Source organism: Vibrio sp. DNB22_10_4, from assembly GCF_052879755.1.
Genome location: NZ_JBNNXW010000008.1, coordinates 30,120 through 55,914, shown reverse-complemented (window position 1 = coordinate 55,914; position 25,795 = coordinate 30,120). Strand labels below are relative to the sequence as shown.

27 protein-coding genes are annotated in these 25,795 nt (G+C 46.7%); 14 read left to right on the top strand and 13 right to left on the bottom strand.

All coding sequences use genetic code 11. The features are described 5' to 3' along the window. Positions 1-65 precede the first annotated feature (65 nt). The 3 genes from ACVA6Q_RS17210 to ACVA6Q_RS17200 form a co-directional block, all read right to left on the bottom strand. Positions 66-1,433, bottom strand: a complete 1,368-nt coding sequence (locus tag ACVA6Q_RS17210) for an L-cystine transporter (RefSeq protein ID WP_446648296.1) — start codon at positions 1,431-1,433, stop codon at positions 66-68. Between the two features lie 167 nt (positions 1,434-1,600). Next, positions 1,601-2,284: an NAD(P)H-binding protein gene (locus ACVA6Q_RS17205; RefSeq protein ID WP_446648295.1), complete on the bottom strand. Its 684-nt coding sequence runs from the start codon at positions 2,282-2,284 to the stop codon at positions 1,601-1,603. Between the two features lie 85 nt (positions 2,285-2,369). Beyond that, complete coding sequence (locus ACVA6Q_RS17200; RefSeq protein ID WP_446648294.1) at positions 2,370-3,254, bottom strand: sigma-70 family RNA polymerase sigma factor; 885 nt, start codon at positions 3,252-3,254, stop codon at positions 2,370-2,372. 729 nt (positions 3,255-3,983) lie between these two features. Between ACVA6Q_RS17200 and ACVA6Q_RS17195 the strand changes: the two genes are divergently transcribed. The 9 genes from ACVA6Q_RS17195 to btuD all read left to right on the top strand — a co-directional run bounded on the left by ACVA6Q_RS17195 (position 3,984) and on the right by btuD (position 12,537). Then, positions 3,984-4,274, top strand: coding sequence for a hypothetical protein (locus ACVA6Q_RS17195; RefSeq protein WP_446648293.1), 291 nt, complete (start codon positions 3,984-3,986; stop codon positions 4,272-4,274). Between the two features lie 290 nt (positions 4,275-4,564). Then, positions 4,565-5,593, top strand: coding sequence for a nicotinate-nucleotide--dimethylbenzimidazole phosphoribosyltransferase (cobT, locus tag ACVA6Q_RS17190; RefSeq protein WP_446648407.1), 1,029 nt, complete (start codon positions 4,565-4,567; stop codon positions 5,591-5,593). Continuing rightward, the gene (locus tag ACVA6Q_RS17185) at positions 5,590-6,372 is read left to right on the top strand and encodes an adenosylcobinamide-GDP ribazoletransferase (protein ID WP_446648292.1); all 783 of its coding nucleotides are present in this window, start codon (positions 5,590-5,592) and stop codon (positions 6,370-6,372) included. Before cobT ends, ACVA6Q_RS17185 begins: the two co-directional genes overlap by 4 nt. A 10-nt stretch (positions 6,373-6,382) precedes the next feature. Beyond that, on the top strand, positions 6,383-6,949 hold the full coding sequence (gene cobU / locus ACVA6Q_RS17180) for a bifunctional adenosylcobinamide kinase/adenosylcobinamide-phosphate guanylyltransferase (protein ID WP_446648291.1): 567 nt from the start codon (positions 6,383-6,385) through the stop codon (positions 6,947-6,949). Further along, positions 6,946-7,569, top strand: coding sequence for a histidine phosphatase family protein (locus ACVA6Q_RS17175; RefSeq protein WP_446648290.1), 624 nt, complete (start codon positions 6,946-6,948; stop codon positions 7,567-7,569). The genes cobU and ACVA6Q_RS17175 overlap by 4 nt, the downstream gene beginning before the upstream one ends. 147 nt (positions 7,570-7,716) lie before the next feature. Further along, positions 7,717-9,513, top strand: a complete 1,797-nt coding sequence (locus ACVA6Q_RS17170) for a M3 family oligoendopeptidase (protein WP_446648289.1) — start codon at positions 7,717-7,719, stop codon at positions 9,511-9,513. Positions 9,514-9,707: 194 nt separating this feature from the next. Then, positions 9,708-10,736 (top strand): succinylglutamate desuccinylase, encoded by a 1,029-nt coding sequence (locus ACVA6Q_RS17165; RefSeq protein ID WP_353496364.1) that lies wholly within the window; start codon positions 9,708-9,710, stop codon positions 10,734-10,736. A gap of 45 nt (positions 10,737-10,781) precedes the next feature. Continuing rightward, positions 10,782-11,780 (top strand): vitamin B12 ABC transporter permease BtuC, encoded by a 999-nt coding sequence (gene btuC / locus ACVA6Q_RS17160; protein WP_353496363.1) that lies wholly within the window; start codon positions 10,782-10,784, stop codon positions 11,778-11,780. After that, positions 11,764-12,537, top strand: coding sequence for a vitamin B12 ABC transporter ATP-binding protein BtuD (gene btuD, locus ACVA6Q_RS17155; protein ID WP_446648288.1), 774 nt, complete (start codon positions 11,764-11,766; stop codon positions 12,535-12,537). The genes btuC and btuD overlap by 17 nt, the downstream gene beginning before the upstream one ends. A gap of 73 nt (positions 12,538-12,610) precedes the next feature. Here the strand turns inward: btuD and ACVA6Q_RS17150 are convergent, their stop codons facing one another. The 5 genes from ACVA6Q_RS17150 to ACVA6Q_RS17130 all read right to left on the bottom strand — a co-directional run bounded on the left by ACVA6Q_RS17150 (position 12,611) and on the right by ACVA6Q_RS17130 (position 16,125). Continuing rightward, positions 12,611-13,183, bottom strand: coding sequence for a nucleoside triphosphate pyrophosphohydrolase family protein (locus ACVA6Q_RS17150; protein WP_446648287.1), 573 nt, complete (start codon positions 13,181-13,183; stop codon positions 12,611-12,613). A 351-nt stretch (positions 13,184-13,534) separates the two neighbouring features. Further along, a complete protein-coding gene (locus tag ACVA6Q_RS17145; protein ID WP_446648286.1) occupies positions 13,535-13,795 on the bottom strand; it encodes a hypothetical protein in 261 nt (86 codons plus the stop codon). A gap of 191 nt (positions 13,796-13,986) precedes the next feature. Further along, positions 13,987-14,136 (bottom strand): hypothetical protein, encoded by a 150-nt coding sequence (locus tag ACVA6Q_RS17140; RefSeq protein WP_446648285.1) that lies wholly within the window; start codon positions 14,134-14,136, stop codon positions 13,987-13,989. Between the two features lie 123 nt (positions 14,137-14,259). Further along, positions 14,260-14,820 (bottom strand): DUF1415 domain-containing protein, encoded by a 561-nt coding sequence (locus ACVA6Q_RS17135; protein WP_353496359.1) that lies wholly within the window; start codon positions 14,818-14,820, stop codon positions 14,260-14,262. Between the two features lie 90 nt (positions 14,821-14,910). Continuing rightward, complete coding sequence (locus ACVA6Q_RS17130; protein ID WP_446648284.1) at positions 14,911-16,125, bottom strand: MFS transporter; 1,215 nt, start codon at positions 16,123-16,125, stop codon at positions 14,911-14,913. Positions 16,126-16,230: 105 nt separating this feature from the next. Here ACVA6Q_RS17130 and ACVA6Q_RS17125 point away from each other — a divergent pair, with 105 nt between their 5' ends. Continuing rightward, positions 16,231-17,115 carry a LysR family transcriptional regulator gene (locus tag ACVA6Q_RS17125; RefSeq protein WP_446648406.1) on the top strand — a complete coding sequence of 295 codons (885 nt, stop codon included), beginning with the start codon at positions 16,231-16,233 and terminating at the stop codon, positions 17,113-17,115. Here ACVA6Q_RS17125 and ACVA6Q_RS17120 read toward each other — a convergent pair. From ACVA6Q_RS17120 to ACVA6Q_RS17110, 3 genes are all read right to left on the bottom strand, one after another. Further along, on the bottom strand, positions 17,084-17,830 hold the full coding sequence (locus ACVA6Q_RS17120) for a hypothetical protein (protein WP_446648283.1): 747 nt from the start codon (positions 17,828-17,830) through the stop codon (positions 17,084-17,086). The two genes, ACVA6Q_RS17125 and ACVA6Q_RS17120, sit on opposite strands and share 32 nt — an antisense overlap. A 62-nt stretch (positions 17,831-17,892) precedes the next feature. Further along, positions 17,893-18,123, bottom strand: coding sequence for a glutaredoxin family protein (locus ACVA6Q_RS17115; RefSeq protein ID WP_353496356.1), 231 nt, complete (start codon positions 18,121-18,123; stop codon positions 17,893-17,895). Between the two features lie 85 nt (positions 18,124-18,208). Beyond that, positions 18,209-19,105 (bottom strand): DMT family transporter, encoded by an 897-nt coding sequence (locus ACVA6Q_RS17110; RefSeq protein ID WP_353496355.1) that lies wholly within the window; start codon positions 19,103-19,105, stop codon positions 18,209-18,211. Between the two features lie 131 nt (positions 19,106-19,236). Between ACVA6Q_RS17110 and ACVA6Q_RS17105 the strand changes: the two genes are divergently transcribed. Continuing rightward, the gene (locus tag ACVA6Q_RS17105; protein ID WP_042499692.1) at positions 19,237-19,719 is read left to right on the top strand and encodes a MarR family winged helix-turn-helix transcriptional regulator; all 483 of its coding nucleotides are present in this window, start codon (positions 19,237-19,239) and stop codon (positions 19,717-19,719) included. 72 nt (positions 19,720-19,791) lie between these two features. Here ACVA6Q_RS17105 and ACVA6Q_RS17100 read toward each other — a convergent pair whose 3' ends face one another. Continuing rightward, positions 19,792-20,229: a GlcG/HbpS family heme-binding protein gene (locus tag ACVA6Q_RS17100; RefSeq protein ID WP_353496354.1), complete on the bottom strand. Its 438-nt coding sequence runs from the start codon at positions 20,227-20,229 to the stop codon at positions 19,792-19,794. An 83-nt stretch (positions 20,230-20,312) separates the two neighbouring features. Continuing rightward, entirely contained in the window at positions 20,313-21,911 is a 1,599-nt protein-coding gene (aceB, locus tag ACVA6Q_RS17095) for a malate synthase A (protein WP_446648405.1), read from the bottom strand. Between the two features lie 329 nt (positions 21,912-22,240). On the opposite strand from aceB, the gene gcl reads away from it, so the two are divergent. Genes gcl through ACVA6Q_RS17080 form a run of 3 tightly spaced genes read left to right on the top strand, consistent with a single transcriptional unit; the run spans position 22,241 to position 25,756 of the window. After that, complete coding sequence (gene gcl, locus ACVA6Q_RS17090; protein WP_446648282.1) at positions 22,241-24,025, top strand: glyoxylate carboligase; 1,785 nt, start codon at positions 22,241-22,243, stop codon at positions 24,023-24,025. A 35-nt stretch (positions 24,026-24,060) separates the two neighbouring features. Continuing rightward, on the top strand, positions 24,061-24,837 hold the full coding sequence (gene hyi / locus ACVA6Q_RS17085; protein ID WP_446648281.1) for a hydroxypyruvate isomerase: 777 nt from the start codon (positions 24,061-24,063) through the stop codon (positions 24,835-24,837). Positions 24,838-24,862: 25 nt separating this feature from the next. After that, complete coding sequence (locus ACVA6Q_RS17080) at positions 24,863-25,756, top strand: 2-hydroxy-3-oxopropionate reductase (protein WP_446648280.1); 894 nt, start codon at positions 24,863-24,865, stop codon at positions 25,754-25,756. Positions 25,757-25,795: the final 39 nt, after the last annotated feature.

Here is a 25,795-nt window from a genome sequence, read left to right as displayed (position 1 = left end):
AACTTATTGAATTCATACAAAAACAGCGCCATAAGGCGCTGTTTCGTTTGGAAGGAGTCGTGAGACTATGCGTTGGCTTCCTCGAGCGAGGGTTGTTTTTTCTTGAGTAGACGGCTGGTAATGGTACCCGCTGTCATGGCGCCTGATACGTTTAGTGCCGTACGTGCCATATCAATCAGTGGCTCGATTGAAATCAATAGAGCAGCAATCGTAACTGGAAGCCCCATCGCAGGTAGTACGATGAGCGCAGCAAAGGTCGCTCCGCCGCCAACGCCTGCAATACCAAATGAGCTGATGGTAATGATAGCAATCAACGAAAGAATGAAGTTAAAGTCCATTGGATCGATACCAACCGAAGGCGCAACCATCACTGCTAGCATCGCAGGGTAGATTCCTGCACATCCATTTTGGCCGATTGTCGCACCAAATGAAGCCGATAGGTTTGCAATCGCGGGTGGTACGTTCAGTTTTGTTACTTGAGCTTCCACGTTTAGAGGAATCGTTGCTGCTGAGCTTCGAGATGAGAATGCGAAAGTCAGTACAGGCCAGATTTTTTGGAAGTACTCTTTCGGGCTCACACCAACAAGTGAAACCAGTAGGCCGTGAACAACAAACATTAAGAAGATAGCTAGGTAAGATGCAACGATGAAACCTAGAAGGTTAAGAATATCGCCAGCGCTTGATGTTGCTACTACTTTTGCCATCAGAGCCGCGATGCCGTATGGCGTTAGTGCCATGATCATCTTAACCAGACGCATAACGATAGACTGAGTTGCTTCAACAAAGGTGCGAATTGGTGATTCTAGCTCTTCTTTTTCGGCCATCACTTTACGTGCTGCGATGCCGGTGAGAACACCGAAGATAACAACGGCGATAATAGACGTTGAGCGTGAACCCGTCAGATCAGCAAAAGGATTCGTTGGAATGAAGCTAACCAGCATTTGTGGGATGGTTAGATCACTCACGCTACCAACACGGTTTTCAAGAACAGCGATACGAGCCGTTTCACGCGCGCCTTCAGTCAGTCCTTCGGCACTTAAACCAAAGGCTTGGGTGACAACAATACCAATGAGTGCAGAGATAGCGGTTGTCGCCAGAAGAATGGAGATTGTCAGACCACTGATTTTGCCTAGTGAGCCGCCTTTTTCAAGCTTCACTACTGCTGCAATCATAGAGACTAGTACAAGTGGCATGATGATCATCTTCAGAAGACCAACATAGCCGCGACCGACAACATTGACCCACTCTAGAGTACCGCCAATAGCTGCATGACCTTCACCAAACAGAAGCTGTAGGCCAAGACCAAATGCGCTACCCAAAACCAATCCGAAAAGAACTAAGCGAGAGAGTGTGTGGCTTTTTTGCTGCTGTCCGTATAAGAAATAGAGAATGCCTAAAAATACCGCGAGCGACGCGATAACCGCAATTGACATATAAAGAGTCCTTTTTTTTTCAACTGACAAAGTCCCCACATAAGGTGTGGGAAATGGAAGTGTGGATGGCTAAAGTAACGCTTGCAGTGCACAGATGACAATAAGTAAAAGTTATTACTTAGAGATGTAAGTTATATAGAGCGGGATTGTTAGAAATATTTTGCGAGTCAGTTGGCGTATTCGCTCAGTAAATCACGCATGTTAGCAGAGTTGTATGCGACGGATTTGGCATTGTTAGGCTGTAACACGCTGTATAACATTGCTTTTGCAACTAGCTCTGCAGGAATAGGGGTGAAGGCGCGCAGTGAGCCGATCATAATAGGTGAGATCACCGTGAAGAGTTTTTGTACCAATACTTCGTCGCTGCGAGTGTCGATTTCACGCCCTGCCAGTGGGCCTGGCCTGACAAAGACGACATGCTCAAAGCCCATTTGATTGATGCGCTGTTCCACTTTGCCTTTGCATTTTAAGTAGTGAGACAGGGAGCGAGGTGAAGCGCCTAAACTCGACACGATAGCGATACGTTTAACGCCAACCATCTTCATAGTTTGCGCAACGTCGCAGACCAAGTCGAGGTCGATCTTTTCCAATGCGGCTTTACTGCCGGCTTTTTTTAATGTGGTGCCCAGACAGATAAAACCAAGGGTTGGGGTAGGATGGGTATCATCCCAATCGGTGATCCTAAGCGCGCCGTCCATGATTTGGTGTGTTTTATGATGTGCTCTTTCAAGCGGGGAGCGGCACAGTGCGTACACAGTATCGATATGCGACGTTTCCTCAAGTAAGGAAAGCAATTTACTACCAACCAGTCCTGAGCTTCCGGCAATAATCGCGTTGTAGCTGTGCTGCATAAAAAAGTCCCACTCATCAAGATGTAGTGGGACTATAGTCAAAATCTGGCTAACGTGTTGTGATTACATAGACATATAGTTGAAACTAATCGATTTCCGCCGCCGTTAAATCTTGTTTTCTTAACTTCTCTCGAAGCGTTTCCATTGCCACTTTCTGAATTTGTCGCACTCGTTCGCGTGTCACGCCAACAATACTGCCCACTTCTTCTAGTGTTTTAGGCTCATCATCAAGAAGTCCGAAACGGTGGTATAGAATGGTCTTATGTTTATCTGGCAGACCATCAACTAGGCTAACCAATTCTTTGTTTAAGTTCTGTGTGACAATGTCACGTTCTGGTAGATCGAAAACGTCATCGTCATCGATAGTTTGCAAGTGATCTTTTTTGTCACCATCATCATCCCAACCATTGTCGAGAGATAGAGATTGTTCTGACAGCTTAAGTAATTTACTTACCTCGCCTGCAGAGCGGCCGGTTTTCTCGGCGATTTCTGCAAAGGTAGGCTCATGTTTGCCTTCTCTTCGAAGTTGATGGGCGGCCTTGCTGCATTCACGAATTTGTTTGGTTACATGAACGGGAACGCGGATAGTGCGCCCTTGGTTCATAATAGCGCGGTCTATAGATTGTTGGATCCACCAAACAGCGTAGGTTGAAAAGCGGTAGCCAAGTTCAGGGTCAAATTTATCGACAGCCTGAATGAGGCCAATGTTGCCTTCGTTAATGAGGTCATAAAAGTCGAGTCCTCGATTGGCGTAGCGTTTTGCAGTTTTGATGACCAGGCGTAAATTGGCGTTAATCAAACGCTGTCTTGCTTCATCATCGCCCGTACGAGCCTTACGTGCTATGAGCTTTTCTTCTTCGGCGGTGAGCAGATTGTGGTTTGATACCTGTTTAAAGTAGCTAGTACCAATATTGGCAGTGTCGTCCTTGTGTGTGGAGCTTCGTTGAGCACGGTTTTCTTCAAGTTTCAAATTAACCCCTTACCAACTGCGTCATTGGTTTATTATTAGTCTTATAATTTGTGTGAATACATGCTCACATCAAGACTATAAATTACTATAACTACGTAACAATGAACAGCGTACGCTTATCAAGTAATTACACATGTTTGTAACATTTTGGCGCGTCCTAGGGTGAGTATTTGGTTATTTATAGAAAATAAGAATCGTTCTTATAATGGTTGTATTTTTGACTGATAAAAACGTTGATTTGTATCATGTTGAAATAACAGCTTATTCGACCATTTATAAATATGATTATTGCGTTTGAGAGCGATAGAAGAAGATCATTGATGCCATTGTAAACTTAGGTTTCTCAAATTAGTTTACAGGTGATAGGGTTATGGTACTTTAGGGGGTGCTACTATACATTTGAGACGCATCAGAGCAATTCACTGATTTACCATGATTTAATCCGGATATTAGGTCATAACAGTGTTATGGGTAGTGGTTTTGACTGTAATTAAAAGTAATGTTTGTTTGTGTGATTTTAAGTCAGAAAATCAATGCAAAAAATAGCCTGTTACTTAGTATCTTTACAAAAATTTTACAGTAAGAGTGTGATTTATAAATTTATTGGCAAAATCGAAAATACGAGTCTTCTATCATTTTTCGACAATAGTGAGTGCTATTAACACATTTCATTAAACTTTAGTCTAAGCTAGCGTTAAGAATAATAAATAATAGTTTGGACACAACAGGATGAATACAGAACTCAAACAAAAGATCGAAGAGTTATTGTTGCTCGCTAAGTCTCAAGGCGTTTCAATTATTGGCGTTGTTGACTCGCCTGAAAGCGATGATTGTCGTATTTTTAAGTCACTAGAGTTGGACTGCAAAGCGGGCACTCGCAATTTAGATAGCTTATTAATGGGTCAGCACTGCAAAATGGATAAGGAGTGCTGTAAAACGTGTAATCTGGCGAAGCCTCGAGTCTCTGATGACGGTTTGGCGATCTTGTTTTCAGAGTTACGCGAAGAGGAAGCGGTTTAGTTTTAGATTTAGTGCTTTATGTGAGTAAGCTACTAACCCAAATGTCTAGCAGTCTAGACTTGCTATCGCTTTGCGATACCCGCCGCTGTTGGTCGCTTACTCTTTAACCTCGCTATTTAATCCACTCCTGTCCCTCTGCTATTGATTTCTTTTCATGCACTTACAGATATAACTTCATTTGGTTTGAAAGCCCGACACGCGTACACTAGCAAAAAACCATTAAGGTTCAGGCGAGAGCAAAACTTGCTTGAGACAAACCGACTTGAGACAGATATAGCGAAATGGACACAATGCTAAGCAATCAATTTGACCTTCAGATTCAAAATCATATCGATCAAAAAACTAAACCTCTTGGTGCTCTTGGTGAGTTAGAGAACGTCGCCGCGCAGCTCGCCAAAATTCAAAGTCACTCTTCTGGTCAGTTTGTAAATAAAGTAGCCCTGTCCAACCCTAAGGTGGTGGTGTTCGCAGGCGATCACGGTATCGCAGAGCAGGGCGTTAGTATTGCGCCGAGTGCGGTAACGCAGCAGATGGTCACAAATTTTCTTTCCGGTGGTGCAGCGATCAATTGTTTTTGTCGAGTGAACAATATTGATTTTCAAGTGGTCGACTGTGGCATGCTAGCGGCCATTGATACGCCGTCTTCTCAATTGATACTAAGTCGTCTTGGCTGTGGAACCGAGGACTTTTCGACTCAGCCTGCAATGAGTCCATCTCAACTCGCGCAAGGTTTAGAGGGTGGAAGAACGGTGGTGAGTCAGTGCGTGGCGGATGGAGCTGATCTGTTGATTTTTGGTGAGATGGGGATAGGCAATACCAGTTCGGCATCAGCACTGCTTTCTGCGTTGACCGATCTTTCGGTGGCTGAAAGTGTAGGTCTTGGTACCGGTATCAATCCAGAGCAACTGGTGAGAAAGACGGGTTTGGTTGAACAAGCGTTATCTCGCTTTGATGAACGAGATGTGATGACGGTTCTAGCGCAGCTAGGTGGGTTTGAAATTGTTCATATGGTTGGCGCGTTTTTGCAAGCGAGCAAGCAGCAGGTTCCGGTACTTGTCGATGGCTTTATTGTATCAGTTGCCGCGTTAGCCGCGTGCAAGCTTGAACCAACTGTACGCGAGTATCTGATTTTCTCTCATGTCTCAAATGAAGGTGCGCATCGTTTTGTTTTGGATGAGCTTAACGCTTCTCCGCTACTTGATTTGTCCATGCGTCTTGGTGAGGGTACGGGAGCAGCCTTGGCGCTACCTCTCATTCGTTGCGCGGTTGAGTTTTACAATGAAATGGCGAGCTTTGAGAGTGCAGGGGTAACAGTGTGAGTGAGCGAGCATCGTTTTGGCGCTACCAGTGGCAACTGTTCTGTTTGGCACTGAGTTTTTTCTCAAGGCTGCCGATACCAGCCAACACCCCATATTCTAATGAAAGAATGAATAGAGCTGGGCGCTATTTTGCTTTGGTTGGCGTGTTATTGGGTGCCTTATGCGGTGGCTTTTTCACGGTTGTTAGCGAGCTTTTGCCAGCCAGTATTGCGATAGTCCTTACCATGGTGTTTAGCCTGCTGCTCACAGGTGCGTTTCACGAAGATGGGCTCGCAGACATGGCGGACGGTATTGGCGGAGGGATGACGCAAGAGCGCCGCCTCGAGATCATGAAAGACAGTCGTCTTGGCACTTACGGCGTGTCGACCCTAGTCATGGCTTTGCTTTTGAAATATGCCACTTTAGTAGAGCTTTCCACACAAGCTAACCTATTTGCCGTTTTCGTCATCGGTTACGCGTTTAGTCGCGCCGTTGCCGCTTCACTTATTTCCGCGATGCCTTATGTGTCCGATCCGAAAGGGAGTAAGAGTAAACCCCTTGCCAATACACAGACTCCAGGTGAACTTGTATTTTTGGCACTGTGTGGCGTGTTGCCTGCCTTGATGTACGACATAACGTTGGCAGCAATTCTAATTGCTTTTGCCTTGGTATTTCGATTGGTATTTACGAAATGGCTTCTGGCACGTTTAGGTGGTTTTACTGGTGACTGCTTAGGTGCAGCTCAACAGTTGGTTGAGCTAATGACCTACGTACTCATGTTAATGGTTTTGATGGTGTAGTGAGATAGCGATGACGGTGGAGTTAGTGTTGGGCGGCGCCCGTTCTGGTAAGTCGCGCTTTGCTGAGCAAAGAGTCTTTTCATTATGTGGGTCGGGTGGTCGTGGTCAGTGTGGCATGACCAAACATTATCTAGCAACCTCTGAGCCGCTGGATGAGGAAATGCAGCAACGTATCGCTCATCATCAGCAGCAGCGCGGTGACGGCTGGACAGAGTGGGAAGTTCCTCTAGATCTATCAGCGACACTAATGGCGTTGTCTAGTCGTGATGTAGTTTTAGTTGAATGCTTAACCTTGTGGCTCAACAATGTCATCTATTATGCACAGCAGAACGGGGGTGATGTAGAGCGAGAGATTGAGCGCGCTATTGCATCGTTAGTCGAAAGCCTAGAACGTTGTGAAGCCCACATTATTTTGGTATCCAATGAAGTTGGCCTTGGCGTGGTGCCGTTAGGCGAAGTTTCGCGTTTGTTTGTCGACAATGCCGGAAGAATGAATCAGCGCGTCGCTGCTATTGCGCAGCAAGTGACTCTGGTGGCGGCAGGATTGCCCTTGGTGTTAAAGGGGGCTGCTCAATGAAAGTGAACGTGTTTTTACTGCGTCACGCAAAAGTTGATGGTGCCGCTGCCCTTTATGGCCATACCGATGTTGGTGTGAAGGCTGAGCAAAATAACCAAGCGCTACAAGCTTTATTGAGTGAATCACTTAACGTAAGTCGAGTCATTAGCTCACCACTGTCGCGGTGCATGAACCTTGCAAAACCCTTCAGCGAACAATCTGGCATCGAACTTAGCATCGAACCCGCATTCGCTGAAATGGACTTTGGTGATTACGATGGCGTGCCTTTTGATCGTATGTCAAAAGAGGAGTGGCAAACGTTAGAGCCGTTCTGGTCAACACCCGCAACATGCCAGTTACCCAATGCAGAAACGCTTGAAGATTTTCACCTTCGAGTGAGTAAGGCTTGGCAGCAGCTAGCTCAAACCAAACAACAGACACTTCTTGTTTGTCACGGCGGGGTTATTCGCCAAATTCTAGCCGATGTGCTCGGCCTTGATTGGCGCAACCCTAAGCTTTACGCGGCGCTTGCGATTGGCAATGCGACCGTAACACAGCTGCAGTTTGATTCGCGTTATCCATCGATGATCAATGTTAAAGTGATTGGGCAGCCTATCGCTTCTTTTACGTTGATGAATTGAATCTGAAACCGCCTTATCCAATACCACACGATCTTCCTAACTAATTGAAAATTATTAAGCATTGAAACTTGATGATGCTGTCTCCATATTAGTTCGTATATGTACTGCTATATGCACAATCACATAATGATCTACTAGGGAAAGCTTATGAAAAACGCGGTTTGGGATTTATCGATTGCCTATAAAGGATTGAATGACCCCAAGGTTGAACAAGACATTGAGCTGATTCAACGCTCGATTTCATTACTGACTCATCATCAAGAAGAACGTCAGCACGTGGTTGCGATGCAAAACGCTATTCAGACCATGGAAGCGGCGAGCACCTTGCTCAATACGGTAAGCACTCTGGCAAACTGCCATGCCTCGACCAATGCCCAAAACACGCAAGCTAAACAGTTGATTGGTCGTTTGTCTCAATTGAGCTCGGAGTTGGAGCAAGCATTCAGCCCTTATGAAAATGTTCTGGCGTTTGCAGACGTATCCTTTATTCAGCAAGTCCTCGATCATGATAACCCTTCTGTAGCGGGCCAAGGTTTTCAAATCGAACTTCTACAGCGCAAGGCACAGACTCAACTCAGCATTGCTGAAGAGCAGTTGCTGTCGGCAATGCAGGTTGATGGCCGCGACGCGTGGGGACGCCTCTATGACAACATTACTGGCTCACTTAGCATCGCTATTGAAACGGAGCAGGGCAAAGAAACGTTAGGCTTCTCAGCGGCAGCAAGCCTTTTGTATGGTGGCGAGTTTGCAAAACAAGAAGCGGCTTGGAAAGGGATTCAAGCGGCAATGAAGGCCAACGACACTTCTTTTGCAGCCATCGTGAATGCGCTTGCTGGCTGGCGTCACAATGAGGGAAAAAAGCGCTCTCAGAATAGCGAAGAGCACTTTCTCGACCCAAGCCTCAGAGCGAATCGCATTCAACGTGAGACCTTAGAAGCAATGATGTCGGTGGCAAAAAGCCATCGTGTTATCGGTCAAAAAGCGGGTAAGTTGATGGCGAAAGTCCATGGCTTGCCAAGTATGACGCCGTGGAACCACCTTGCTGCTATGCCGCCATTAGGCAACGGCGAAGCCAAAGTCTACGAGTTTTCAGAAGGCATTGAAGTGATAAAATGTGCCTTTGAGCAAGTGAATCCAGAGATGGCTGAGTTTGTACAAACTATGATCGATAACGGTTGGATAGATGCTGAGCCATCAGAAAACCGTCGCCTTGGCGCTTACTGCACGCAGTTGGCCGCCACTCGTACACCTCTTGTGTTCATGACTTGGGGTGGCAGCCGCTCTGATCTGCTGACGCTTGCTCACGAACTAGGCCATGCATTCCACAATTGGGTGATGCGTGATTTGCCACTATGTCGCACTAGCTACCCGATGACCCTTGCTGAAACCGCCTCTATTTTTGCTGAAAACATCGTTCGTGACTATTTGCTGGAGCAAGCAAAAACCAGTGAAGAAAAGCTGGAAATGTTGTGGGAAGAGTTGTCGTCTGCTTATGCACTTACCATTAATATTCCGGTTCGTTTTGAGTTTGAAAAAGCGTTCTATCAAGCGCGTCAGGAGAGTGAGCTCGATGCGGAACAGCTATGCGAGCTGATGTCGACAACATGGTCAGAGTGGTATGGTGATTCGATGGAGGGCACTGACCCTTACTTCTGGGCGAGTAAACTGCACTTTAGTATTTCTGAACTGAGCTTCTACAACTACCCGTACTTATTTGGCTACTTGTTTAGTCAGGGTGTGTATGCGCAGCGTGAGCAAAAAGGAGAGTCTTTCTATCCTGATTACGTGGCGCTACTTCGAGATACTGGTTCGCATCTTGCGGAAGATGTGGTGTTTAAACACATGAACAAAGATCTCACGCAATCGGAGTTTTGGGAACAAAGTATGCGAAGCTTATCGATGAAAGTTGATGAGTTTGAGGCACTTCTCAACGAGGTTGGTTGATAGCACTGCTTAGCCCTCACCAGTATTAAGGTTTTACTGCTGGTGGGGGCAAACTGGCTTTAGATGGCCTGTTTTTTGAACAGTTTGGAGTTTTTCTCCCCAAGTAACGCGACTTACTTCGATAAACGCGATCATATTCGTATAATTTTCTCTCTTGTTTCATTACCATACCGCTGTTAGATAGGGAGCAGCGCATGACGAAATCGTTTTTTCGCCAGTCATTTCTAAAAGATACTTTAGAAACCGAAACTGAATTCACCGCAATATCAAAAACTACCGACGACGGAGTAAAGTTCGATCACCGCTATCGTGGTGTATTGGAAATCACACCTTGTGAGCTTGACGAGGACAGTGAGCACATCATCATCTCTTGTGGGATCCACGGTGATGAGACTGCGCCAATGGAGTTAGTCGATAAGATCGTTGACGATATTGAATCGGGTTTTTTAAAGCTCAAGGCGCGTTGTTTGTTTATCATCGCACACCCAGAAGCCACCAACCGTCACACGCGTTTTATCGATGAGAATCTGAACCGCCTTTTCGGTAATAAAGAGGGCACTGTGAACCGCGAAGTCGCGATAGCAAAGCACCTTAAAAAACTTGTGAACGACTTCTATCAAGACACGGCCGTTGCGCGTCGTTGGCACCTTGACCTGCATTGCGCTATCCGAGAGTCTAAGCACTATTCTTTTGTGGTGAGTCCTAAGACGCGCCATGCTGTGCGCAGTAAAGCCTTGTTTGACTATGTGTCCAGCGCTCATATGGACGCTGTGCTGCTGTCTAACGCTCCGTCTAGTACCTTCAGTTGGTTCTCAGCCGAGAACTACGGTGCACAGGCGCTGACAATGGAGTTAGGTCGCGTGGCTCGCATTGGCGAGAACGATCTGACCAAACTGCTGGCATTTGATTTAGCGACTAGAGACTTGCTGGCTGCTGAGAAGCCTGAACATTTGGCAAAGACGCCGATCATCTATCGCGTTTCTCGCACCGTTGTTCGTCACCATGACGACTTCGACTTCTTGTTTGACGATGATGTCGAGAACTTCACGGAGTTTAAGCATGGGGAAGTATTCGGTCATGATGGAGATAAGCCGTTGATGGCGAAAAACGATCACGAAGCGATTGTATTCCCAAATCGCAAAGTGGTGATAGGGCAAAGAGCGGCTCTAATGGTGGTTAAAGTGGCAACTCGCTATGAGGATGACCAACTGGTCTACGATTAATAGAAAATCAGTGGCGTTCTTGAGCGCGGCTGTTATGCTCCCCTAATGGAATTCAATCAGTTACTGAATCAAAACCAAAGACGCTGGCACATCCTAATGATAGTGATGTCAGGCGTCTTATTTACTTGTGCGCTACTTCATCTCTCTGTTGGCGAAGTATTCATCAATCCTTTTTCTCCGCAATCGGCGCTAGAGTCTCGTCTTCTTTACGATCTGCGTATGCCTAGGCTATTTGCCGCTGCCGCGATAGGCGCTGCGCTGGCGCTCTCTGGTGCTTCGCTTCAAGTTCTATTGGGTAATGTGTTGGCCGAACCGGGTGTGCTCGGTATTTCCGGTGGTGCCAGTTTGGGCATGGTGCTGGTGTTGTTTGCTTTCCCGGCTGCTGCGACGCCGTTAGGATTTATGCTCGCCGGCGTTCTTGGAGCGCTTGGTTTTACGCTTATTCTTGTCTCGATGGCAAAAACTATGCGGCTGACCACGACTCGCTTACTGTTAGTCGGGGTGGCATTAGGTATTTTGTCTGGTGCTGTGGTGACGTGGGCATTTTACTTTAGTGATGATTTGAGTATTCGCCAGCTCATGTATTGGCTGATGGGCAGCGTTGGTGGCGTGAGTTGGTATCAGCACACACTCACCATTGCTATGATTCCTGTGGCTATTTGGCTGTGCAGCAAAGGCGCAACGCTCGATAAGCTAATGGTGGGGGAAATCCACGCTAAGCAACTCGGTATCGATGTACTCCGAATTCGCTGGCAACTGATACTCGCTGTCTCACTGTTGGTGGGTGGCTCTGTGGCTCTTGGCGGTGTTATCAGCTTTGTTGGTTTGGTCGTGCCACACCTTTTGCGCTTGGCGTTTGGTACTGAAAATCGATACTTGCTGCCGTTGTCAGCGTTGACTGGAGCGGCCTTGTTAGTGATATCCGATATCTTGGCGAGAACGGTGCTAGACTCCGCAGAGTTGCCCGTTGGCGTCATGACGACGACGATCGGTGCTCCTGTGTTTATTTGGATGCTGTTAAGAAACCATGATTCAAGTTCATAATCTTGCCATAGGTACTCGACTTTTGCCCGCTAGCCTTTCATTTCCCGAAGGCCAGCTAACTCATGTCATCGGTCCAAATGGCAGTGGCAAGAGTACTTTGCTTGCCGCGCTAGCAGGCGTGCTTAACTATGAAGGGCAGGTGGAAATTGCTGGTATGGACTTAGCCGATATGTCACTCCCTGACATGGCGATGATACGTGCATATCTGCCACAGGCTGCGCGCCCTGCGTTTAACATGCCTGTGTACCAGTATCTCTCCTTATCCATTCCTAATGGGCAGACTAGTTCTAACGGAAAGGGTGGTGAAGCAATCCTGAACCAAACTATCTCTGAGATCACTGCGCTTTTAAAGCTCGATAACATGCTGTCAAGAACGGTGCACCATTTGTCGGGTGGTGAGTGGCAGAGAGTTAGACTAGCCGCATGCTGCTTGCAGATATGGCGCCCATTGAACCCCCATTCAAAAGTATTGATTCTTGATGAGCCGGCAGCGCCACTGGATGTTGGGCAAGAGAAATACCTCAATCAGTTGATTGAGCTTGTGACGTCTCAAGGGCTTTCAGTGGTGGTGGCGAATCACGATTTAAATACCACGCTTAGACGTGCGGATCATGTGGTGATGCTCAATAATGGTGTCGTTGAAGCCGTAGGAACGGGCGATGAAGTACTAACGCCAGAGAATATTGAGTCCGTATATCAAACTTCGGTAAGCAAGATAGAAGTGAACGGCAAGCCGTTATTGATCTTCAATGAATGAAGATAAAATTTAAGTGATGGAAAATCTATACGATTAAAAACGGCCTCTGTTGAGGCCGTTTCTTTAGAAGGTTTTATACCAACGGTGACAAGTCCGCAGGGCGGTAGTAGACCGACTTTAACACTTTACCTTTACGGATGGTCTTCGCTTCTGAAACGAAGTCTTCTGCGCATTTAGCGATAATGTATTCGCCTTTAGTCACGGCCATCAGCTTGATGCCTTGCTCAGCGTAGTGCGCTTCGGTTTCTTGGTACTCTTTTTCGTTGCGGCACACTTTACTCATGTTGCTTGAGTGAATTTCATCCCAGCATTTGATGAAGTCGATGTCGCGGTTTGCTGCAACGTGCAGAAGCAGTTCAATCAGATAGCTGATCGCAACGTTGTCTTCTACTTTGCTGTCGCCAAGATGAACTAAACGACCCATCAAAACATATACTGAATCGATGATTGCGTCCGCTTGTTCTACTTTCGAGTCCGCTTCTGCAAGCTCTGTCATTTCTTCGATAGCGAGTGAGCTATGTAGCGTGTCTGCTGCATCATCTAGTGAGCTAGCATCATTGACTGGAAGATCAAACGTAGTACGGAACCCGGTAATATCGCGGTATAGGTGATCAAAGATCGGTTGGGTAAGTTTGGTTAGTTTCATCGATTTTGCTGTTTGATAATTGGTGATGAGATCCTATCAGAGCAGAGGTTTATGCGCTACACCGATGGTCATTTTCTTGAGACTCGAATATCGAACACCGGTCAGTCTTTTACTCTGATATTGTTTTTAGGCGCGTATAAAGGTAGGATTCTTAAACTATTCAACTGGTTGACTGAATTGTTAATATCACCAATACGTCTATTTGGGTGATGACCTAATCGATTGTGTCATCATGCCAACAGTTTCAAAGAGTACACGTACTTTTTGGAAAACGTCGTTTCGGATTAGGGTCCCGAGTCGTCGTATTTAAAGGCCACCTTTCGAGGTGGCCTTTTAACAGCTTTCTTGGAACTAGTTTTCTTGGGACTGTTGATAAAACGTATCAAACTGTCCCCACATCTCAAGCAACTGTCCAACGTAACGAGTATCGATAAACTTGCTGTCGATATGATTGCTGCCTTCCATAATCACTAAGTAATGCAGAGTGACTTCTGAAGCACTGGGTATCTTGTCCCAGATTTCGACAGCGCGTGTTGCAGAGGGTGCTTGATAACTGGCTAGCTCGACACCAGTTTTGCCAACGTTAGTAAAAATTGTGAGTGCTAGACTCATTGGTCACCCGTATTGTGCGGCGTTTATTATTCATCAAGACTATCAATCAAGGGGTGATTGTGGAAGTAAAGGAATGTAAGAATTCCATCAATTCCCCCACTTAAGCCGATTTACTCGTCGCGTAGGGGATTGTCGAGAATGACTGCCAAAAGCTGGGAAAATAGAGAGTGAGTAGTTTGCTCTGTGGGTGTTTACTCAGGACTCGCTTGCTTCGCGACCGTTTGCGAAACGACAACTTGTTGTTCAGCCGCTTGACTGTGGTCGTATTGATCGATGACATCATAAATAACGACATAGCCGACCAAAAGGCAAAGCGGGATAAATTTGATCCAAGGTTTCATGGTGATGCTCTCAATAGGTGAATATCGATACCTTAGCAGCGACAGGCGCTATTGAGTATCTACATTATCGCAACCTAATATTGAGCCGATCTATTGCGAATAACCCGCTATGCAGTCGATGTTTTAAGAGAAAAGATAGGGGAACAGGCGTTTTCTCTCGTGCTCGTCAAGTTCACTGACCCTCGCAATGTTATTGTCTGGAATCGCTTCTGGATCAGGGTAGTGCTTAAGAACACGCTCCATGCTCTCTTCACGGATGAGGTGAAAGATTGGGTATGGAGAGCGATTGGTTAGATTTTCTGGGTCTTCAGGCTCGACTCCACCAAAGCAATAGTTTGGGTGGAAGGTAGCAACCTGATAAATACCTTCCCAGTCATTTTGCTTAATGAGGGCTTCGACCCAGTCGATGAAGAAGTTGTAGTCAACAAAGTCATGCAGCATCTTAGGGACGACCACTAGTGTGGTTTCAAGATCTTTCGCATCGGTTTGTTCAAGCAGCATAAGCTCACTGAGAATATCTTCTAGCAGGCCTTCTTCTTTGTCAGCAAGGCTAACAAAAGTCTTAATCTGCTTATTGCGCTCAGGCTTGGCTGCGAATGGACATAGGTTTAAACCAATGACCACGTCCTTTAGCCATTGCTGAACTTGTTGTTCAATCTTTACTACTTCTTCACGTAACGACATAACATTTACCATATTTAATACAACGGCAATTATATGCTGCTATGGCGGCGATAGCGAACGTAATCTCGTTGTCTAGCCCTAATTGATTGACTAAGACCGATGGTCAATAGGCTTAACGGCAACTAGGCTGCGCTGGTTGATGTTATACAGTTTGTAGCAAAGTCCAAATAGCGCCGCATAGAGTAATGCACCACCTTCGACGACACCCGGCCATCGACCTACCTGCCAGCAATAGAGTAAGAAAAATCCGCCTAAACTACCGCCAATGTAATAGTGCACCAGATAGAGGGCAGTGGCGGTCGCTTTTGCTTGTGTCGCCTTTTGACTTACCCATGCATAGGCCAACGTATGTGTGAAGAATGCGCCGCCACTGATGAGTAGAAGGCCTAGCAGCATCATAGGGATGGATTCAAATAAGGCGACCAGCATACCCAGTAGGCTCAACAAGGTTCCAAATACCATTCCTGGAATCGGTGGAAACTTTTTGCGCCAGTTTGCGCTGAGTTTTGATGACACCGTCCCCGCTAAATAGCATAGGAAAATGAGTGAGCTAAGCGCAATGGGTAGGTTGTGCGGAGCCTCGACCAAGCGAAATCCCATCACCGAGTAGAGGTTGACGAACAGCGCAAAGTTAATGCCGCCAATGAGCATCGCCACCCAAATCGTTGGGTTTGAGATGTGGATAACTAAACTGCGATTGTGATGGTAGAACAGCCCCCGAGCGGGTTTAAAGTGCTGCTGTTTAGGTAGCATCGCGATGACCACCAAAGTAGAAATCAGTGTGAAAGTGGCGATAACAAACACCGCCGTTTTCCAGTCAAAATAGTCGGTCAACACTCCGCCTGCGACGCGCCCAGCAATACCACCTAGTGAATTTGCGGCAATATATCCGCCAATTGCTTTAGTGAACGCATCGGGTGACAGTTCTTCTACCATGTAGGCAACGGCGACAGAGGCAAAGGCCGCTAGCCCAACGCCCATCGCAGCTCTCAATAAGACAATCGTGGTTAAGCTATCGGTTAACATCATCGCATAACCGATGGCAGGCAGCGACATTAGGCCACCAATCATTACGGCACGGCGACCAACACTTTCTGAGGTGATTGCCCAAGGAACCAAGCATAGGGATAGTGCGAGAGTCGAGGCAGCAAATACCCAGTTGATTTCCGTTTCAGACACCTCAAAGTGACTACTTAACTGAGGCAAGATTGGTTGAAACACATAAAGATTGCAAAACACCAAAAACGAGCCCAATGCGAGAGCGAGGGTAATACGTCGATATTGAGGAGAGTGCAATTCAATCACGGTAAAGCCTTACTGCAAAAATGGTTAACTATGTGATCAAACTAGCATTGCTATTTTGATTAATGAAATATATTAAAAATATGGTTTGAATATATTTTATTAATGATGGACGTTAAGCAGCTCACTCACTTTCTTGCAGTGGTCGACCACCAAAATTTTACCCGAGCCGCGCAAGCCGTAATGATCGCTCAGCCCGCGTTGAGTATTTCTATCCGTAAATTCGAGCAGCAGCTTGGCATCCAACTATTCACTCGAATCGACAAACAAGTGCGTCTCACTCAAGAAGGGCGAGCACTTGAGCCTCACGCGCGTAAGGTATTGCAGCAAATAGAGGATGCCAAGCTTGCCGTAGACGAAATGAAAGGCCTGCTAAAAGGAGAAGTTCGTCTCGGGACGCCAAGCATGATGGGGTCGTACTTTTTCCCTGAAATCGTAATGGCGTTTAAAAGTGCTTATCCCCACCTTAAAATGACGGTGGTTGAGGCGGGAACCCAAGACATTCGTCGGATGCTGCTAAGTGGTGAGATCGATCTCGGTGTCATCAGAAACAAAGACGTTCCGGATGATCTCGAAGTGGATCAGATTTTTCGCTCTGAAATGGTGGCTGTCGTTAGTCAGCATCATCATTTTGCTAGCCGAACTTCATTAGATTTTGATGAGTTTTTTGATGAAGAGCTGGTGATGTTCAAACCGGGTTACTTTCATCGAGACTTTATTGATGAAGAGCGCAAACGCAGACAGATTGAGGCCGAGTTTTCATTCGAAACCAATTTGTTGCCCATGATCCTCTCTATTGTGAAACATGAATACGCGATCACTGCACTCCTTGAACTGGTGACGGAACATGAGCCGGAAGTAAAAGGCATTTCATTTGAACCGCCCGTGTTTGTCGATTTGGCATTGGCTTGGCGGAAAGATGGGTATTTATCACGGGCAGATAGAAGCTTTATCGACTTTACTAAAAAGCAGATGCAGTGCAGAGCTGACTAGGCTCCAACCGGCTCAGTGCCGCCTCAATCGGCGTTACATGATAATAAGTACTGCCATTGTGTTTACTACTGCTGGTAACCAAGCCAACCAAGGTGTCTGTCGCACCAATGAGGCTGATAACAGGCGTACCTGCGATGAGTTCGCTCATTTCGTCGCAATTGCTCAAGGTGAGCTGTTTGTTTTCATTGGAATCAAGTAGACACGTTTCCACCGACAGAGCATCGCGAGCCCTGTCCCAAACGGCCAGTTGAACAGGCTCCGACTGCCAGCCTTGCTTAGGCATCACCAGCAGTGAATGCAATTGCTGGTGGCAGCCTAGATCGGTGTTGACCTCTAAAATTGCCCAATCTTGCTCAGTCGTGACTTGTGCCAACTTGTGATGATCGGTGGTGACAGACACCACATGTGCATAGGTATAGCGTTCATCTTGGGAAAATAGCGGTGTAAGACGAAGGTGTCTTAAAGGGTAGAGTGTGGCGTCTGATTTTGATACCAAGCAGTGCGCAGGGGTTACAAGAGTCTTATTGCCGATTTGAATCGCTAAGCAGTTTAACGACGGATCGTTGGCCTCATTGAACTGCAACATGTAAAGCCGTTGATTGGCGATTCGAGCTTCATCAAGGGGGAGGGTGGCGCTTGTGAAGTTGCTTGTTAGGGCTATCGATATTACGCCTAAAAGACGCGTCAGAAACCGCGTTGGAAAAGAATGGTACATCCAATGCCCCTTGTGATTAGCGAGTTGCTTTGCGAGATAGGGGCAGTATAGGAAATCGTGAGTTAATTGCTGCTATACATTTTCTCAAAATTGTTTGGGTTCCAGCCAATCATATAGCGGTCACCAATCTTCAATACAGGCAATGAACGGGCACCAATGGCGTCGAGCTCTTTACGGCCGCGCTGCATTTTTGCGTTGGTAAGACGATATTTATAGCCTTTGCTGTCTAGGTAGCGTTGAGCATCTTTGCAATGTGGGCATTTGTCTTTAACGTAGAGGACAAGTCGTTTCATATTGATCGCGCTGTAATGAAAAAGTGGCCGTATGGTACGTAGTTCGACTAAGAACCTCAAGCCACTTTCGATTTTAATCGCTTGGTTAACCTTGTTTCGCCAAGCTGGCTAATCTGTGTTGTTTAACCGCTTGTAGTGTTTGCGGAACCAAAGACATCATGATCATGCCAATCATCAATGCGTACTGGGTTTGCGTAAATGACTCACCTAGTAGCACCATGCCACAGACAATACCCGCGATAGGGTTGGCGATACCGCCAAAGGTAAAGTCGACCACACTCATGCGTTGTAGCAACCAAACGTACATGCCGTAGCTTAATGCGGTATTAAGACCCACGACCCAAAGCAGTCCCATTAGGTTCTGAGTCGAAAAATTGTCGATAACCGATACATAGATTTGCGGTTCAAGCGCTGCTTGGACACCGGATGCGAGACCGAGTACTGCGCCCCCTAAGATCAACTGCCAAGTTAGAATCGTCCACCAATGGATACGACTACCGAGCGTCTTAGTCATACCACTGCCGACAACAATACACATAATGGCGGCGAGCATGGCACCAAGGCCAATTGGATTGAGTGAAATCGAGCCCGGTGAGAACAGGAAGAAGGCAAACAGTACCAACGCGAATCCACTTAACGTTTGTAACCAGCTTGGGCGTTTGCGGTTCACTAACCATTGATACAACATGGCAAATACGGGTACAGACACCATGCCAACACCGGATATGGTCGAAGGTAACGTTTGTGCCATTACAAAGATAAGGCCGAAGAAGGTGGCGATGTTTACCGTACCGAGAATGAACAAGGTTCGCCATTCACCTTTCTTTGGTAATGACGGTTTAACGAGTAGCAATAGCAAACCTGCTGGCAGTGCGCGAAGAGCACCCAGCAAAATTGGCGGCCAGTCAGGAAGGGTAAACTTCGTGACCGCGTAGGTTGTGCCCCAGAAAAAGGCGGGAATCATTGCTAGAAGTATGTTCATGTAATTTATCTTTATGTTAAGATATCTGCCGCCACTTTAACCATCTTTGAGCTGTCTGTAAAGTATCTTTATGTTAAACTAGTTTTATTGAGCCTTGTATTCTTATAACTAAACAGCGAGAACATATTGGAATGGACGCGATAGATCGAGTGGTCGAACAGTGGGCAAAACAAAAGCCAGAGCTGGATACAGATCCGATGGCAATGATGGGACGACTGATGCGCATTGCCAAATATATGGAAACCAAAGTCGCAGATTTGCACAAGAAGTACGACCTAAAGCTGGGGGAATTTGACGTGTTGGCGACCCTTCGACGTAGCGGTAAGCCTTATCGATTAACGCCTTCCGAGCTCATTGATACTATGATGCTCACATCCGGTGCGATGACGAACCGCCTCGATAAGCTCGAGAATAAGGGATTAATTTCCAGAGAGCACAGCAAAGAAGATCGCCGCAGTGTCACCGTACAATTAACCCAAGACGGCCTTGTACTGATTGATAAGTTAATTGAAGAACATGCCGATGTGCAAAAGAGTCTAGTAAAGTCCATGACAGCGGCGCAGAAGAAACAAGCCAATCAACTGCTTAAGGTATGGCTGAGCCAATACGAGTAGCATCAGTGAATGTGAATAGAAAAAGAGGTCTAGGAAACTAGACCTCTTTTTTTGTCTTTATGTAAATTGGCGTTATGCAGCTAGCTCGTCACTAAACAAGTTTGCTGCAGCGATACCGATTAATGCACAGCGCTCATCGGTATCGGACAAATCGCCACTCACACCAATTGCGCCAATTACATGCTTGTCCTTGTCTCGAATCAGCAGACCACCGGGCACAGGAACCATGTTGCCATCTGCCAAAACGTTCACTGCAGAGATAAACGCCGGTCTAACATCGGCATCTTGTGCCAACTTTCTAGACGAACAACCGAGAGCGAGTGCCCCCCAAGCTTTAGCTATGGCGATATCAGGCCTCATCATACTGGAGCCGTCTTGGCGCTGCAGAGAGATGAGCTTGCCGCCGCTATCCAGTACTGCCGCAGTTAATGGTGCGCATTCATGGCTTTTTCCTGCATTGAAGGTCGCGTCAATAATCGTCAGTGCTTGGTTAAGAGTTAAACTTCCCATGTTGTTTCCTCGTCGTCTAGTCGCTTGCGCTTTTCCCGATTGATAGTGAGCTCCCTCGAAACAAGTTAGCCCACTATCGACGCTTAGAGCAGGGAATAGCTAGGTAAGGTCAGGAAGCTAGCGAACTGTTTAGATGTCGACAGCTCGTAGAAAAGGTCAGCGGTTTCGTTAAAGCGCCCGGCATAATAACGCGTATCGCCCACTTCCTGTTGAATGGTATTGAGCTCTTGGTAGAGCCATGTATGAAAGAGCTCTGCGGTAAAAGGTTGGCCATCATCAAGAGTGATCCCGTGATGAATCCATTGCCAAATATTGGCTCGGGAGATCTCTGCCGTTGCCGCATCTTCCATCAGTCCGTAGATAGGGACGCAGCCTTGGCCTTGGATCCACGCTTCAATGTAATAGAGCGCGATGCGAATGTTCTTGCGAACACCGGCTTCGTCACGAGTTCCTTCGCATGGCTCAAGGAGTGTTTCTGCAGTTATCTCAGTATCAGGACTCACGAAGTCGAGCTGATTAATTTTGCCTTTTAGATGCTTATCAAATGTCGACATGGCTAAGTTGACCAGAGCGGGGTGTGCAACCCAAGTACCGTCATGGCCGTTTTGAGATTCACGCTGTTTGTCTTCAATCACTTTTGCAGTGACGCGAGCCATTTCTTGTGGCTCTTTCGCGGGAATAAAGGCCGACATGCCACCCATCGCAAGGGCGCCTCGAGCGTGACAAGTTCTCACTAACAATTGGCTATAGGCATTAAGAAAGGCTTGATCCATACCTATGCCGTGGCGATCTGGCAGAATGCGGTCTTGATGATTCTTAAGCGTTTTGATGTAGCTAAAAATGTAGTCCCAGCGGCCGCAGTTCATAGCAACAATGTGGTCTTTCATTGCGTACAAAATCTCGTCCATTTGGAATACCGCAGGGAGCGTTTCAATCAGCACTGTGGCTCTGATGGTGCCAGTAGGAACACCAAAATAGGCCTCAGTAAATGCGAAGACATCATCCCACCATTTGGCTTCTTCCATGCTTTCTAGTTTGGGAATGTAGTAGTACACACCAAGCCCTTTGTCGGCGCGTGATTGATGGTTGTGGAAGAAATACAGTGCAAAATCCATCAAGCAACCGGCGATCGGTTTGCCATCAAACACTATCGATTTTTCCGGTAAATGTAGGCCTCTTGGGCGTGCGATAAGAAGAGCAGGATCGCTACTTAGCTTGTAGTCCTTGTCTTTATTCTCATCGTAATGACTGATGGTACCCAGGTTGGCATCTCTAAGGTTGATTTGGCCTTCAATCATATTCGCCCAAGTCGGTGCAGAGGCGTCTTCAAAACAGCACATAAATACTTTGGCGCCGGAGTTGAGTGCATTAATGACCATTTTTCGATCGACCGGCCCGGTTATCTCCACTCGGCGATCCAGCAATGGCTCGGGAATAGGGTTCACGCGCCAGCTTTTGTTGTTGCGAATCGATTCAGTATCGCTGCGAAATCCAGGCAGCTCTCCCTTGTCGTATTCAGCTTGCTTAATATCTCTTTGTGCGAGTAGTTGTTCTCTACGATCACCAAAGTGCTCTACAAGCGTAGAGAGGAACGCAACGGCTTCTTCACATAGTATTGCTTGGTAAGCACGATTGTTCATCGCGCCTGTTACATTCAACCGATTTGCAGCGGTAGTGTTCATTCCTTCGATTACGGCCATTGCCTGTCTCCTTTACACAATATTATTATTTTTTGTATACAAAGATGTATCTCACTTCTACTTATATGAGAAAAGTTACAAATGATCAAAGACTATTTTTCATTAATTTAACGAGTAGATTTTTTGAAAGTATTTTTACGTTAAGATAATTTATGTAAAGTATTTATATTCAGTAGATACGGGGTAAGTAACCACTTAGTGCATGAGCTCTATGTGAAAATATTGTGAATTTAAGACTTGCGAATGTTCGGAATTGGTTCATAGTACACAAAGTGATCGAAAATTGTACACAATCTAGTGGAGGGGTTGGAATGGCAAGAATGAAAGCAATAGAAGCGGCAGTAGCAGTACTAAAAAAAGAAGGGGTGCACGTTGCGTTTGGTGTACCAGGCGCTGCTATTAATCCTATGTATGCAGCGATGAAAGCGCTGGGTGGCATAGAGCATGTATTGGCACGTCACGTAGAGGGTGCCTCGCATATGGCAGAAGGGTTTACGCGCACTGACCAAGATAATATCGGTGTGTGTATAGGAACATCGGGTCCTGCTGGTACGGATATGATTACTGGCCTTTATTCCGCGTCAGCGGACTCGATTCCAATTTTATGTATCACGGGTCAAGCCCCAAGAGCACGTCTGCATAAGGAAGATTTTCAGGCTGTTGATATTGAATCCATTGCTAAGCCTGTAACTAAGTGGGCGACAACAGTACTTGAACCTGCTCAGGTGCCACGCGCATTTCAAAAAGCCTTTCACATCATGCGTTCGGGTCGCCCAGGTCCAGTTCTCATTGACCTACCTCTCGATGTCCAATTGGCAGAAATTGAGTTTGATATCGATAGCTATGAACCACTAGCAGCGTTTAAACCTTCTGCTAGTCGTGAACAAGTTGAGAAAGCGTTGGACATGTTAGCCGCATCGGAAAAACCAGTGATTGTCTCTGGAGGTGGGGTTATTAACGCGGGTGCCTCTGATCTGTTACAACAGTTCGCCGAGCTGACAGGGGTGCCTGTGATCCCAACTCTTATGGGCTGGGGTTCTATTCCTGATGATCATGAACTCATGGCAGGCATGGTTGGGCTACAAACGGCACATCGTTACGGTAACCAGACCTTGCTGGATTCCGATTTTGTGTTTGGGGTCGGTAACCGCTTTGCCAATAGACATACGGGTTCACTAGACGTTTATACCCAAGGTCGAAAATTCGTTCATATCGATATTGAACCTACTCAGATTGGCCGCGTGTTCTGTCCAGATCTCGGTATCGTATCTGATGCCAAAGCGGCGCTTGAGCTGATGGTCGATGTCGCTAAAGAGCGAGCGAAAAAAGGCACGCTTCCGGATAGATCGGCTTGGGTTGGACAATGTCAGCATCGTAAAGCTACCATGCTCCGCAAAACGCATTTCACCGACACGCCGATTAAACCAATGCGCGTGTATGAAGAGATGAATCAGGCATTTGGTACAGATACTTGTTATGTCAGCACGATTGGTTTGTCTCAGATCGCTGCGGCACAGTTTCTTCATGTGTATAAGCCAAGACACTGGATTAATTGCGGACAAGCAGGGCCGCTAGGTTGGACGATTCCTGCCGCGCTTGGTGTAAAAGTGGCGGATCCGCAGCGCGATGTTGTCGCGATTTCCGGCGATTACGACTTCCAATTCATGATTGAGGAGTTGGCCGTAGGCGCACAGTTTAATCTGCCGTACATCCATGTTGTGGTTAACAACTCTTACCTTGGGTTGATACGACAGGCGCAGCGTCAGTTTGATATCGACTATTGCGTGCAACTGGCGTTTGAAAACCAAAATTCACCGGAGGTAGAAGGCTACGGTGTCGATCACGTGAAAGTGGTTGAAGGACTGGGCTGTAAGGCGATTCGTGTGACCGATCCAGCCAAAATTCAAGATGCTTTTGCACAGGCGCGCGTCTTAATGGCGGCGCATCAAGTGCCGGTTGTGGTGGAAGTGATCTTAGAACGCGTGACCAATATTTCCATGGGAACAGAGATCAATGCCATCAATGAATTTGAGCCACTTGCTGACAATGACAGTGATGCCCCGACCTCGATGGCGTCTCATAAATTGTCACAGTAGTCGTTGTCCACCAATCGTTTATCAAGGAGAGAGCAATGCCAAAATTTGCTGCCAACTTATCGATGTTATTTACCGAGTTTGATTTCTTAGAACGCTTTGAACAAGCAGCGCAAGCCGGCTTTCGTGGGGTCGAGTATCTATTTCCGTATGATTTTGATGCCGAGACCATTAAGAGCAAGCTAGAAGAAAACAGCCTCGAGCAAGTCTTATTTAACTTACCCGCTGGTGATTGGGATGCTGGGGATCGCGGCATCGCGGTTGACCCGAGTCGAATCGAAGAGTTTCAACTCGGTGTCGCGAAAGCAATTGAGTACGCGAAAGTATTAGGGAACACACAAGTGAACTGCCTTGCCGGCATTATTCCCCAAGGGGTGACGCAGCAAGACGCGCACACAACCTTTGTTATCAACCTTCGTTACGCTGCTCAGCAGCTTGAAGCGGCGGGCATCAACCTAGTCATAGAAGCCATTAATACCCGAGATATCCCTGGTTTCTTTTTGAACACGACAGAGCAAGCTCAATCAGTCATCGCTGAAGTGGGCAGTGACAATGTATTTGTCCAATACGATATCTACCATATGCAAATCATGGAAGGTGATCTATCGCCAACGATTGCAAATAACTTACCGAAGATAGCGCATATCCAATTGGCGGATAACCCAGGCCGACATGAGCCTGGTACTGGGGAAATCAACTATGACTTCTTGCTGCCTCATATTGATGAGCTTGGCTATCAAGGATGGATTGGGTGCGAATACAAACCAAAGGCTGGTACTCAACAAGGGCTGTCGTGGTTAAACGCTTTTCAGTAATAGAGAACATTAAGGAGAATATTCTATGAAAGTTGCATTTATCGGAACCGGAATCATGGGACTGCCAATGGCGAAGAACCTGCAAAATGCAGGCTATGAATTGGTACTTTCTGACCACTTTACACCGCCACCCGCAGAGCTAGTCGCACGTGGGGCTACTGTGTGTCATTCACCGAAAGAGGCGACTCAACTCGCTGATATTACGATTCTCATGCTGCCAAATACGCCGCAAGTTGAAGACGTCCTATTCGAAACCGACGGTGTGGAAGCGGGTCTTGTAGGCAGTGCCAATAAGCTGGTCATTGACATGAGCTCTATCTCCCCGATGGCCACTCAATCTTTTGCTAAACGCATTAAAGAGAGTGGTGCGCAATACTTAGATGCGCCGGTATCAGGGGGTGAAGTAGGGGCGGTGAATGCGACACTGAGTATTATGGTTGGTGGCGATCAGCCAGCCTTTGATGCGGCGAGACCTCTATTTGAAGTGATGGGTAAAAATATCACGCTGGTGGGTGACAGCGGCGCAGGACAGACTTGTAAAGTAGCGAACCAAATCATAGTGGCGTTAAACATTGAGGCGGTGTCTGAAGCGTTAGTGTTTGCGTCGAAAGCCGGTGCTGATCCAGCTCGGGTACGCCAAGCTTTATTAGGTGGTTTTGCCAGCTCAAAAATTCTTGAAGTTCACGGTGAAAGAATGATTGAAGGCAGTTTTAATCCAGGCTTCAAAATTGCTCTGCACCAAAAAGACCTTAACCTTGCTCTTAGCGGAGCTAAAGAACTTGGGGTTGCGTTGCCGAATACTGAAACGGCTCAAGCGCTCTTTGATGAATGTGCTGACCAAGGTGGTGAGAACTGGGATCATTCAGCGCTCATTAAAGCGCTTGAAATGCGCTCAGGCCACTCAATTCGTAACGACTGAGGAAAGTAATTACAGGTTACCTATCCAAAAGTTTCCGTC